This is a genomic window from Nocardiopsis algeriensis, assembly GCF_014203695.1.
GTDB lineage: Bacteria > Actinomycetota > Actinomycetes > Streptosporangiales > Streptosporangiaceae > Nocardiopsis > Nocardiopsis algeriensis.
On sequence record NZ_JACHJO010000003.1, the window covers coordinates 475,264 to 487,215 of the forward strand.

Here is an 11,952-nt window from a genome sequence, read left to right on the forward strand (position 1 = left end):
GGGTACCACGAGTGCTCATTTCGGCGCGCACGGTGACGGGCCGCGCCGGGAGCCACCCCCGAAAGGTGTCCGCGACCAGTCCGTGGGAGGAGCACAAGTGGGGAAGCCGGGAGGCCGCCGCCGCGGTATCAAGGCGCAGCTCAACAGGATCGTCCTGATACCCAGCATCACCTTCCTCGCCCTGTTCGCCGTGCTCAGCACCGCGACCCTCGTGGAAGCCCTGTCGCTGCGGGCCTCGGTCGGCCACGGCCGGGCGGGCATGCAGCTCGCCGCCGTCCTGACCGGCCTCCAGGAGGAGCGCCGGCTCAGCGCCGAGTACCTGGCCGCGCCCGGGCCGGAGACCCACGCCGCCCTCGTCGAGGCGGGGCAGGCCACGGAGGAGGAGGTCGAGACCCTCGCCGTCCTGCGCGACCGGCTCGGTGACCTGGACGACCCCGCCAGCCGCGCCCTCACGGGCAACTTCTTCACCTCTCTGGAGGAGGTCGGGCGGATGCGCGGCGACAACCTCGCCTCGCCGGGGCTCCCCGACGCCGCGATGGAGGCCTACACCGATGCCATCGGGCAGGGGATCGGCATCTACGCCGGTACCGCGCGCTCCCTCGACGACGGTTTCGCCGCAGCGGAGGCCGCCGCCGCCACCGACCTCATGTGGGCCCAGGAGAGCTTCAGCCACGCCGACGCCCTCATCAGCTCGGTACAGGTCCGGGACGGCCTCACCCGCGCCGACCAGGTCGAGATCGCCGCTCTGGTGCACGACGCGCGCCACCGTGTGGGCACCGTCCATCCCGGGAGCGCCTCCGACGACACCGCCACCTCCCGTACCCTCGCCGAGAGCCGGGTCTGGAACGAGGCCCTCGCCATCGCCGGGGCCGTCGCCGCCCACGAGGAGCCCCCGACCGCTCCCGGCGCACCGCAGCAGGGGCGACGCACCGCACCTCCCGCCGAGATCGACGGCTGGCGCGAGAGCGCCGACGAGGTCAACGCCGAGCTGAGCGGTATCACCGGGGCCCGCGCCGCCTCCGTGGTCACCGCGGCGGAGGAGGCCAGTTCCTGGATGCTCACCCTCGCCCTCGGCGGCGGCATCGCCTCCCTGTTCGCGGGCACCGTCGCCTACGGCGTCTCCGCCCGCTCCGCCGGGCGGCTGACCAACCGGCTCGCCCGGTTGCGCGCCGAGACCCTGGGCACCGCCCGCACCGACCTGCCCCGCATCGTCCGACGCCTGGAGGCGGGGGAGAGCGTGGACCTGGACAAGGAGATGAAGCAGCTCGACCACGGCGACGACGAGGTCGGCCAGGTCGCCGACGCCTTCAACATCGCCCAGCGCACGGCCGTCAGCGCCGCGGTCAAGCAGGCCGACATCCGGGCCGGCGTCAACCGGGTCTTCCTCGGTATCGCCCACCGGAACCAGTCCCTGATCCAGCGCCAGCTCCAGCTCCTCGACCGTGTCGAGCGGGAGGAGGACGACCCCGACCTGCTGGAGAGCCTCTTCCAGCTCGACCACCTGGCCACCCGGGGCCGCCGCCACGCCGAGAACCTCATCATCCTGGGCGGCTCCCGGCCGGGACGGCGCTGGCGCAAGCCGATCCCGCTCGTCGACATCCTGCGCGGCGCCGTCTCCGAGACCGAGGAGTACGCCCGGATCCGCCTCGTCGCCGTGCCCGAGCTGTCCCTGACGGGGGCCGCCGTCGCCGACGTGATCCACATGCTCGCCGAGCTGCTGGAGAACGCCACCGCCTACTCGCCCCCGCACACCGAGGTCACGGTCTCCGCCGAGTCCGTGCCCAGGGGCGTGGCCGTGGAGATCGAGGACCGCGGGCTCGGTATGGCCGAGGACGCGCTGGCCAGGGCCAACGCCACGCTCGGCAAGGCCCCCGAGTTCGACGTCATGGCACCGGGCACCGACGCCCACCTCGGCCTGTTCGTCGTCGCCCGCCTGGCCGTCAGGCACGACATCCAGGTTCAGCTGCGGCCCTCCGCCTACGGCGGGACCCGTGCCGTGGTGCTCATCCCCGACGCACTCGTCGTCGCCCTTCCCGAAAGGCCCCGGCCGACCGGGCGCGCCGGCACCGGGGCCCGCGCGGCCCTGGGCGCGGCCCCCTCCGAGGGGACCCGGCCGCATCTGCGGCCCGTGCCCCCCGACCCGGGCGAGGAGACCGACGAGGCGGGGCACGTGCCCCGCACGCCCCTGCTGCGCCAGGTTCCCGACATCGAGGAGGCGGTGGAGCAGCAGGACCTGCTCTCCGGGCCGGAGCCGGTGTCCCGGGAACATGCCGCCGCAGCCCCGGGGCGCCCCGGGCTGCCGCGGCGCAGACGCCAGGAGAGCCTCGTACCCCAGCTCAGACAGGATCCCCCGTCGGAGGACGCGGACAGCGGTCCCCCCGGAGCCCGGGAACGCAGCCCGGAACAGGCCCGCAAGCTGATGGACGCCTTCAGCTCGGGCACCCGCCGCGGCCGCGCCGCCGACATCGACGCGGACGGCCACGGACACCAGCACACCAGTGACGATGTCGGCGCCGCCGCCGACGACCACACGGGAGAGAGCGACTGACATGGTGGGCAAGAGCAAGGCCGCGGACAATCTCGACTGGCTTCTGGACGACCTGGTCGACCGCGTCGTTGGAGCCGCGCACGCGATCGTGCTGTCGGCCGACGGACTGCTGATCGGCCGCTCCCGGGAACTTCCGCCGGAGGAGGCCGAGCACCTGTCGGCCGTGGCCTCGGCGTTCCAGAGCCTGGCCCGGGGAACGGGGCGGCACTTCGGTGGCGGGGAGGTCCGGCAGACCGTCGTGGAGATGGAGCACTGCTACCTCTTCGTCACCGCGGCGGGTGAGGGCGCCTGCCTGGCTGTCCTGGCCGAGGAGAGCGCCGATGTGGGCATGGTCGCCTACGAGATGAACCTGCGGGTCAAGAGGGTGGGACAGTTCCTCACCGCCCCACCGCGCAGGCCAGGGCAGCTGACGGCGACGGGAGGTGGGAGCTCGTGACAGGCAGGCAGGAGCGGGGACGCTCGGGGACGGTCAGTCCTCCGGAGACGGAGGGGTTCGAGGGCGCGGACCTCTTCCCGCCCGCCCAGGAGGCGCCGTGGCACCGCGGCCGGGGCCACCCCACGTCGGAGGGGCCCTCGGAGGGTGTGCTGAGCGGAGACGCGCCCGAAGGTCCCCTGGTCCGCCCCTACACGATGACCCGGGGGCGCACCAGACCCTGCGGCAGCGGTCCGCGGTTGGACCTGATCACCATCGTGGTCGCTGCCCGAGGCCGTCAGGAACAGGTGGCCGAACCCGAGCGGGAGGCCATCCTGAGACTGTGCGGCAGACCGATCTCGGTCGCGGAGATCTCCGCCCGCCTCGACATCCCCCTGACCGTGGTCAGGGTGATCCTGGGCGACCTGCTCGCCGACGGCGACATCCGGACCAGGGCAGCCGTGCCCGTCACCCAGCTCCCCGACAAGAAAGTGCTCCAGGCGGTACTCGATGGCATCCGCAGACTTTGAGACCACGACGCACGGGCAGGAACCGATCCCCCAGGCCGTCAAGATCATCATCGCCGGGGGGTTCGGCGCGGGCAAGACCACCATGGTGGGCTCTGTCAGCGAGATCGCCCCGCTCAGCACCGAGGAGGTGATGACCGAGGCCAGTTGCGGGGTCGACGACCTGGGCGGGCTTGAGGACAAGAGCACCACCACCGTCGCCATGGACTTCGGCCGCATCACGGTCAGCCCCGAGGTGGTCCTGTACCTGTTCGGCACCCCGGGGCAGAACCGCTTCTGGTTCATGTGGGACGAGCTCGCCGAGGGCGCACTCGGCGCGGTCGTCCTCGCCGACACCCGGCGCCTGGACACCTGCTTCCATGCGGTGGACTTCTTCGAGCGCCGAGGGGTGCCCTTCGTGGTGGCGGTCAACCGCTTCGAGGGCTCCACCGCCTACCGGACCGAGGAGGTGCGCGAGGCACTGGACGTTCCCGAGGAGGTACCGATCGTCCTTGCCGACGCCCGCGACCGCGAGTCCAGCAGGGACGTGCTGGTAGAACTGGTCACCCACGTGATCCGCGGCCGCAGCCCCGCCCTGAGCGGATGACCCCGCCGGCCCGCACCCCAGACCGCCGCACGAGGGGTGACCAGGTGTACCGTTCGTGGGACACGCCCGTGGATATGGCACAGCGCTACAATGACGCGGCAACGACCATTGCTTCCGAGCGGGCACTCCATCCGCCTCTCATCTGAATCCTGGTATGCGAAACTCTGACCGACTTCCCCCACGCCAACTGCCCAAGCGGCGTTCCGGCCGCCACCGCAACCCGCTGTCCTTCGACAACTGGTTCGGCACGCCCGCGCTGATCATGGCGGTCCCGGGCCCGGCCGACCAGGCCAGAGGCGCCGACGGTGAGTCGGTCGGTGCCCGGATGGCCGATCTCGTACGCGCCTACCGGCCCGAGGTGTCCGTCAGCTACGGCCACACCGAGGGCGACGAGGAGTCCCTCGCCAAGGCCCTGGCGGAGTTGAGCGGCGACGACGACAGCCCCCTCTCGGGCGTCGTCGTCCCGCTGGTCACCGCACCGCACGAGCAGGTCTCCGCGGCCATCGAGGCCGCTGTCGCGGCCTCCGGCGCCTCCGTGCGGGTCAGCGAGGGCCTGGGTCCGCACCCGATGCTCGCCGAGGCTCTGCACCTGCGTCTGGCCGAGGCCGGTTACGTGCGTGCCGACCGCATGCGTCTGATCAGCGTCGTCGCGCGCGACACCAGCATGGCCGACGGTGTCGTGGTGGGCGCGGTCGGCGGAGAGGGGGCCGTCGGCGCGGCCGGGGTCACCGCGGTTCTGCTGGCCGCACGCCTCGGTCTGACCGTGCTGCCCGCCGACCTGGAGAGCGAGGCCTCGATCGGGCAGACCGTGGAACAGCTGCGCCAGGGCGGCTGCCGGCGTCCTGTCATCGCACCCAGTGCGCTCGGGCCCGAACTGCCCGCCGACGAGCTGGGTGCACTGGCCGAGCGCTTCGGTGCCCGGCTGGGTACACCCCTGGGTGCGGACGGCCTGCTGGGCAAGATCGCCGCGCTGCGCTACGCCGAGATCCTCAACTCGCTCGGTGTGGAGCAGCCGCCCACGGTCGACGAGCTGCCCGCGCCGGTGGGCTCGCGCCACCGGCCGGAGTCCTGAGGGCGAGCCGCCCGGAGGAACAGCCTTTCGGTCAGGGGCCGTCCGCTGCCGCCACGCGGCAGCGGACGGCCCCTGATGTGTACGCTCTGCCCCCTTCCACGGTTCGGGAAGGGGCCACGTACCTGCAAAAAGCACGGCACATGGTCTTTCTGCCCCCTTGTTGCAACTAGATGTAATCGTTTGGCAACTAAGGGCAATGGTTTTTCGCTAGTCTCGGCATGACCGAAAGCCGCCGAGGCCCTCCTCCCGGGCACCCGGCACCCGCCCAGGCTGGAGGGGGCCATGTTCACCACCCACATCAAGGCGTCCACGATCCGCGGACAGCTCACCCGCATCGTGCTCGTCCCGAGCCTGTGCTTCCTCGTGCTCTGGCTCGTCGTCGCCTCCGTCGGCACAGTCCGGGCCGCGCAGCTGATGGGCGCGGTCGTCCAGGCGCGCGAGGGCAGCCAGGCCCTCGCGGAGGCCGTCGGGGAACTGCACACCGAACGCCGCCTCTCCCTGGTCTACCTGGGCCGCTTCCAGGACAGCGGCCCCGACGAGGACACGGGACGCGACCTGGACGAGCAGCGCGAGCGCACCGATGCGGCCCTGGCCGATGCCGAGGCCCTGGCCGAGGACCTGGGGGACAGCGGAGACGAGGAGGTGCGGCGCAGCGCCGCCGCCTTCCTCGGAGCCTCCCGCACCGTGGAGGAGATCCGCCTGCGCCTGGACGAGCACACCGCGAGCCAGGAGGAGGTGCTCCTCACCTACGGGGAGGTCCTCACCGGGGCAGACGCCGTCACCACGGCGCTCGTCCACGCCACCGACGGCGGTGAGAGCGTCACCGACGCCGTCCTCACCACCGAGCTGCTCGGTGCCCGCGCCGAGTACGCCACCGCCGACGCACTCCTGGCCGGAGTCATCGCGGCGGGGGAGATGGACCACGGGGCGACCGCGCACTTCACCCACCTCACCGCCTCCTACCGCTCCGCCCTCACGTCCGCGCGCGAGGCCATGCACCCCGGTGTGCGGGACCGGTACGAGAAGATGACCGGGAGCCGGGACTGGGCCGGGACCGAGGAACTCAGCCGCCGGGTGGTCACCCGTTCTCCCGTCGTGGAGCGCGGAGGGGAGCCGACGTGGAACTCCTCCGTCGACGTGGACGCCGAGGAGTGGGACGCGTCCTCCTCCAGCGCGCTCGCGCTCATGGACGACCTTGTCTCCGCCCAGGTCGAACACACCGTCGACCTGGCCTGGAACACCGCACTGGTGCGGGTGTCCTTCGGCGTGGCCGCCGCCGCAGCCACCCTCCTCGCCGGAATTCTGGCCATCTCCGCCGTCAGCCGCTCCTCCCGCCGCCTCACCGGCCGGCTCGCCCGGCTGCGCGGGCAGATCCTCGACCGGGACGAGGACCTGCCCGGCATCATCGACCGGGCCCAGCGCGGCGGAAAGGTCGACGTCCAGGAGGAGCTGCCACCCCTGGACGAGTCCGGGAACGACGAGATCGGCCAGGTCGCCGAGGCGTTCGACACCGCGCAGCTCACCGCGGTCGCGGCCGCCGTCCGCCAGGCGGAGATCCGCCGCGGCGCCAACAAGGCCTTCCTCGGCATCGCCTTCCGCAACCAGACCCTCGTCCAGCGGCAGCTGCGCCTCCTCGACGAGCTCGAGTACAACGAGCAGGACCCGGAGGCGCTGCGCCGCCTGTTCCGCCTGGACCACCTCACCACCCGGGCCCGGCGCTATGCCGACAACCTCATCATCCTGGGCGGAGGGCAGTCCACACGCCGCTGGAACCAGCCGCGCCCGCTCGTGGACGTACTGCGTGCGGCCATCGCCGAGACCGAGGACTACGAGCGGGTCCGCCTGACCTCCGTCCCCCGGCTGCTCATGCACGGCCAGGTGGTGTCCGACATCGTCCACCTCCTCGCCGAACTCGTCGAGAACGCCACCCAGTTCTCCCCTGCCGGCACACCGGTGGACGTCAGCTGCACCCCGGCCCCCGAGGGGCTGCTGGTGGAGGTCGAGGACCGGGGGCTGGGCATGTCCGAGCAGGGCTACGCACAAGCCCAGCGGACCCTCTCCCGGCCACCGGAGTTCGACGTCATGGCGTTGCCGGAAGACCCCCGGCTGGGCCTGTTCGTCGTCGCCCGCCTCGCCGAGCGCCACGGCGTGCGGGTGTGGCTGCGGCCCTCGCCCTACGGCGGCACCCGTGCGACCACACTGGTACCGGCCTCCCTGCTGGAACCCGTGGAGAACCCGGCCCGGCACCCCGCCCCGCCGCAGCTCCCCGCCGTCCGGCACCCGCAGCAGGAGGGACGCGGCGACGTGTCCGCCGCGCCCCGGGGCGGAACTCCGCGGCCCGACGGACATGGCGGCGCGCAGCCGTCGGCGCCCGAGTTCCGTCCGCCCCGCGTTCCCGCCGACACACAACCGGGGGTGAACGGCGCCTACAAGACGTCCGCTCCGGTGCCACCGGGTCCGGCGCGGAGCGCTCCTGTGCCCGCCGGCCCGGTGCCCGCAGGCAGCTTCGATCCCCGGGTGGCAGGTGAACCGCCGGGGCACGACGCCGTGCCCCGCACCGGGGCACCGGAATTCCCCGCCGGCCCTGTCCCGACCTGGGGCGCGTCGGGCCGCCCCCCGCACGGGGCGCAGGACACGGGCCCGCTGCCCGATCCCGGCCCCTACGGTCCTGCCGGCACGGCCGCCGCCTCGGTGACCCAGCCCTTCACGGCCGATCGGCAGTACCTGCCCCCGGGGCCGCATGCCGGGCCCGCACTGCCCGAAGGGCACCCCAGCGGTCCCCAGGACCCTTCCCGCACCGGATCCCGGGGAGGCGGCCACGGCACGCCGCTGCCCAAGCGGCCCGTTCCCCGGGAGCGGTCGGGAGACCAGGTCCCGGCTCCCACACGGCAGGGAGGACATGGTGAGCAGTAGAGGATCGCTCGACACGGCGGCCCCGGAGAGCGGAGACGGCCGTGCCGGCCCCGACGGGCCCCCGGCCGAGCCCGAGGAGCGGTTCCTCCGCCCCTACGCAGTCACGGCGGGGGACCCCGGCGCCGCCCGGGCCGTCGACCCCGGCCTGCTCGACCTGCTCACCCCGGTCGTCGCCGTGCGGACCGAGGAGGGGGAAGGCGGACTGTGGCCCGAGCGGGAGGCGATCCTGTACCACGCACGCAGCCCCCGGACCGTCGCCGAGCTCGCTGCGCGGGTCGACCTGCCCGTCGGTCAGGTCAGGGCGATCGCCGCGGGCATGGTCGAGGACGGCTCGCTCCGGTGCTGCGAGCCCACGCGCTCCCTCCGCCAGGCGGAACTCCTCCAAGCCGTCCTCGAGGGGCTGGAGGCCCTCTGACCGGTCCCCGGCTCCCGGGACCGGGGCCTCCGCCGCCCTTGGGCGCCGCGTGGTTCGGTCCTCACCGAAAAGGGGAAGGGGAGACGGAGTGTGCCGGACCGGGGTTGTCCACAGCCCGGAGAACGCTCTGGTCCCGGCCCCGGGCGCGGTTCAGCATGGAAGTGGGCCGGAAGGCCCCGGGACGGACCCGGCGCTCCCCGGCCGGAGGTGACCATGCCCTTTGTCCGCCGGCCGGCGGCCGCGCTCACCGCTGTACTTGCCGCCGTGCTCGTGTTCGCCCTGACGGGGGCCACGGCCGGTACCGACCCGCGAGGGGGAGAGTTGGACGGCTTCACCATCGAGCACCTGCCCGAGCAGATCGACGACAAGACCTCGGTCTCCGACTTCGAGTACGAGTGGGGGGACGTGACCTTCCGGAGCAGGGTGTGGGAGGAGGCTCTGGACGGGGGAGGCGCCAGGGTCGTCCTCCAGGTCCTGGTCATGCGCGGTGACAGGATCACCGACCTCGAATCGCTGCGCGACTTCCTCGCCGAGTACCACGAGCGCTCTCCGGAGTCCTGGGAGCTCACCGGGTTCGACAACGGCGGGGTGCCCGGCCTGCACGGCGGGACCGAGGCGTTCTGGAGCCCGGCGGCGGGGGTGGGGGTGGAGGTGCGGGACGCCTTCGGCGCCCTCGGGGAGGAAGGACTCCTGGCCACCGCGCGCAGCGTCCGCCACGCGAACCCGGCCTGAGGAGCGTGCGGCCCGCCCGCTCCGCGGCGGGCCGGGCCGCACGGATCAGCAGCTCGCGAGGACCTCGCGCAGTGCCGCCTCCTCGTCCGGGTCCACACTCAGGTCCCACACGTGTTTGACCTCGATCCACGAGACCGCGTACTCGCAGTGCATCGACTCCAGCGGGGGCAGCCAGTCGGACGGGTCCCCGTCGCTCTTGGAGCGGTTGGACGAGGCGCTCACCGCCCACAGCTGGTCCGACTCCATGTCGTTGGCGAACTGCTCGCGCTTGTCGGTCGTCCACTCGTGGGCCCCCGAGCGCCATCCCTCCTTCAGTGGCACCATGTGATCGATGTCGAGGTCGCCCGGGTCGGTGAAGGTCTCGCCGTCGTAGGCGCTGTGCCAGGTGCCCGAGGTGATGTCGCAGTCCTCGCCGACCTCGACGCCCTCCCCGGAGCGCACCAGAACCGCCTCACGCGTGTTGCAGCCGTCCTGCACGTTCGAGGTCCAGTGGGGAAAGGCCGAGCGGTCGTAGCCCGAGGCCTGGCTCTCCTCCTCCACCCGCAGCTCGTCGAGCTTGTTCAGGGCCTGCTCCGCGGACGGCTCTCCCGACGGGGCGGACATCGGTCCGCTCGCGGAGCCTCCTCCGTCACTCCGGGGGTCGGGGGTGATGACGCCGAGCTCGTAGAGGACGAAGGCCGCGACGGCGACCAGGACACCGGCGACGATCGCACCGATCTTCTTCACAAGGGGCTCCACAGTAGGTCGGAAGGGGACAACGCCGATGACCAGCTTGACCCATGCGTGCGGCCGAAGGGAACACGCGCCGGAATTCGGATCCCGCCCGGAGGGTGCGGGAACACGGCGCGAAATCCGTCCGAGGGGACGGAAGGACGAGGAGGGTGAGCGAGAAGGAGCCGCAGGGAGGCGGGAAGGTGCCGGCGCCGAGGGGAGGGCACCGTCGCGTGCCGATCGGCCGTGCGGCCCGAGGTGACCCGAAGAACAGGGCCTAGACTGCAAAGCAGACCGGCCCCCGGGCCTGCCCACACGACAGAGAGCATCACAGTGACCGACATCATCGACGAACTCCAGTGGCGCGGCCTCATCGCGCAGACGACCGACCTTGACGCACTCCGCAAGGCCCTCGCCGATGGTCCGATCACGCTCTATTGCGGCTTCGACCCGACGGCGGGCAGCCTGCACGTCGGACACCTCACCCAGATCCTGACCCTCGCCCGCTTCCAGCAGGCGGGACACCGCCCGATCGCCCTGGTCGGCGGCGGCACCGGCATGATCGGCGACCCCAAGCCCAGCGCCGAGCGCCGGCTCAACTCGGCGGAGACCGTGCTGGGGTGGGTCGACAACCTCCGCGGTCAGCTGTCGTCGTTCCTGCGCTTCGCGCCGGAGGGGAAGCAGGGAGAGCCGACGGACGCGATCCTGGTCAACAACGCCGAGTGGCTGGGCTCGATGAACGCCATCGAGTTCCTGCGCGACGTGGGCAAGCACTTCAGCATCAACCAGATGCTGGCCCGCGAGACGGTCAGGACCCGCCTCGACGGCGAAGGCATGAGCTACACCGAGTTCAGCTACGTGCTCCTGCAGTCCTACGACTTCGTGCAGCTCTACCGCCGCCACGGCTGCGTTCTCCAGACCGGCGGCTCCGACCAGTGGGGAAACATCACCGCCGGCCTGGACCTGGTCCGCCGGATCGACGCCAACGAGCCGCACGGCCCGGCGCACGCGCTGACCACCAACCTGCTGACCAAGGCCGACGGCACCAAGTTCGGCAAGACCGAGACCGGCACGGTCTGGCTCGACCCCGAGCTGACCTCGCCGTACGCGTTCTACCAGTTCTGGTTCAACGCCGACGACCGCGACGTGGTGCGCTACCTCAAGGTGTTCAGTTTCCGGACACGCGAGGAGATCGAGGAGCTGGAGCGCCGGACGGAGGAGCGTCCGCAGGCCCGTGCCGCCCAGCGGGCCCTGGCCGAGGAACTCACCGCTCTCGTCCACGGCGAGGAGGAGTGCCGCAAGGTCGTCGACGCCAGTCTGGCGCTGTTCGGCCGTGCGGACCTGTCCGCCCTGGACGCCCGCACGCTGGACTCCGCCCTGGCCGAGGTTCCCAAGGCCGAGGTCGAGGGCCCGGTGGCGGAGCTGCCGTCGGTGGTGGAGCTGTTCGCCCTGAGCGGCCTGACCCCGAGCAAGTCGGCGGCCCGCCGCGCGGTCCAGGAGGGCGGGGCCTACGTGAACAACGAGAAGGTCACCGACGTGGAGGCCCGTCTCGGCGCCGAGGACCTGCTGGAAGGCCGCTTCGTGGTGCTGCGCCGGGGCAAGCGCAACATCGGGGGCGTCGTCCTCAAGGCCTGACAGGGCGAGGGGGAGGGTGGGCGCTCCGTGCGCCCGCCCTCCTGCTGTACCGGCGGACTTCCGGACGACAGGGAAGGCGATTTGACGCCCGCACAGAGCCCGCCTATAGTCGATCGGGCCGCAGCGGCACGGTGGGCGCTCCTTCGAGAGCGGGACCGACTGCGATCGGCGGCGAACCTCCTCTCCGAACAAGCTCGGTCCGGGCAGTGCCCGAAGCCGTGTAAGCTTCGGAAGGCCTCCTCGGAAAGCAGGGTCTTCGGACCAGGCAATCGGGGCGGAAACGGACTTCTTCACTTGTGAAGCACACCGGAAAAACACCGATTTGGTGGCGGACCGGAACGCTGATAAAGTGAAGACACAACAAAGCGGAAACGCAGACGCCTTCTCCGGAAGAGCAACCA

General features: G+C 72.1%; 10 protein-coding genes. 9 read left to right on the top strand and 1 reads right to left on the bottom strand.

Translation table 11 applies throughout. The features are described from left to right. Positions 1-97 precede the first annotated feature (97 nt). The 8 genes from FHS13_RS06585 (at position 98) to FHS13_RS06620 (ending at position 9,205) form a co-directional block, all read left to right on the top strand. Entirely contained in the window at positions 98-2,548 is a 2,451-nt protein-coding gene (locus FHS13_RS06585; RefSeq protein ID WP_184289090.1) for a nitrate- and nitrite sensing domain-containing protein, read from the top strand. A 1-nt stretch (position 2,549) separates the two neighbouring features. After that, positions 2,550-2,984, top strand: coding sequence for a roadblock/LC7 domain-containing protein (locus FHS13_RS06590; protein WP_184289095.1), 435 nt, complete (start codon positions 2,550-2,552; stop codon positions 2,982-2,984). Beyond that, complete coding sequence (locus tag FHS13_RS06595) at positions 2,981-3,490, top strand: DUF742 domain-containing protein (RefSeq protein ID WP_343064924.1); 510 nt, start codon at positions 2,981-2,983, stop codon at positions 3,488-3,490. The genes FHS13_RS06590 and FHS13_RS06595 overlap by 4 nt, the downstream gene beginning before the upstream one ends. Continuing rightward, entirely contained in the window at positions 3,471-4,073 is a 603-nt protein-coding gene (locus FHS13_RS06600; RefSeq protein WP_184289098.1) for a GTP-binding protein, read from the top strand. The genes FHS13_RS06595 and FHS13_RS06600 overlap by 20 nt, the downstream gene beginning before the upstream one ends. A 154-nt stretch (positions 4,074-4,227) precedes the next feature. Further along, positions 4,228-5,145, top strand: a complete 918-nt coding sequence (locus FHS13_RS06605; RefSeq protein ID WP_184289101.1) for a sirohydrochlorin chelatase — start codon at positions 4,228-4,230, stop codon at positions 5,143-5,145. A 282-nt stretch (positions 5,146-5,427) separates the two neighbouring features. After that, entirely contained in the window at positions 5,428-8,058 is a 2,631-nt protein-coding gene (locus FHS13_RS06610; protein WP_184289104.1) for a sensor histidine kinase, read from the top strand. Beyond that, on the top strand, positions 8,045-8,473 hold the full coding sequence (locus tag FHS13_RS06615; protein WP_184289107.1) for a DUF742 domain-containing protein: 429 nt from the start codon (positions 8,045-8,047) through the stop codon (positions 8,471-8,473). The genes FHS13_RS06610 and FHS13_RS06615 overlap by 14 nt, the downstream gene beginning before the upstream one ends. A 213-nt stretch (positions 8,474-8,686) precedes the next feature. After that, positions 8,687-9,205: a hypothetical protein gene (locus tag FHS13_RS06620; protein ID WP_246404602.1), complete on the top strand. Its 519-nt coding sequence runs from the start codon at positions 8,687-8,689 to the stop codon at positions 9,203-9,205. A gap of 45 nt (positions 9,206-9,250) precedes the next feature. On the opposite strand, the gene FHS13_RS06625 is transcribed toward FHS13_RS06620, so the two are convergent. Beyond that, entirely contained in the window at positions 9,251-9,931 is a 681-nt protein-coding gene (locus FHS13_RS06625) for an HNH endonuclease family protein (RefSeq protein ID WP_343064925.1), read from the bottom strand. Positions 9,932-10,249: 318 nt separating this feature from the next. Between FHS13_RS06625 and tyrS the strand changes: the two genes are divergently transcribed. Further along, positions 10,250-11,551 (top strand): tyrosine--tRNA ligase, encoded by a 1,302-nt coding sequence (gene tyrS / locus FHS13_RS06630; RefSeq protein WP_184289113.1) that lies wholly within the window; start codon positions 10,250-10,252, stop codon positions 11,549-11,551. Positions 11,552-11,952 lie beyond the last annotated feature (401 nt).

What these genes read in the sequence shown, in the direction of transcription:
- FHS13_RS06610 (WP_184289104.1), top strand. Translation starts at nt 5,428, where the DNA reads ATGTTCACCACCCACATCAAGGCGTCCACGATCCGCGGACAGCTCACC.
- FHS13_RS06590 (WP_184289095.1), top strand. Translation starts at nt 2,550, where the DNA reads ATGGTGGGCAAGAGCAAGGCCGCGGACAATCTCGACTGGCTTCTGGAC.
- FHS13_RS06600 (WP_184289098.1), top strand. Translation starts at nt 3,471, where the DNA reads ATGGCATCCGCAGACTTTGAGACCACGACGCACGGGCAGGAACCGATC.
- FHS13_RS06605 (WP_184289101.1), top strand. Translation starts at nt 4,228, where the DNA reads ATGCGAAACTCTGACCGACTTCCCCCACGCCAACTGCCCAAGCGGCGT.
- FHS13_RS06620 (WP_246404602.1), top strand. Translation starts at nt 8,687, where the DNA reads ATGCCCTTTGTCCGCCGGCCGGCGGCCGCGCTCACCGCTGTACTTGCC.
- FHS13_RS06615 (WP_184289107.1), top strand. Translation starts at nt 8,045, where the DNA reads ATGGTGAGCAGTAGAGGATCGCTCGACACGGCGGCCCCGGAGAGCGGA.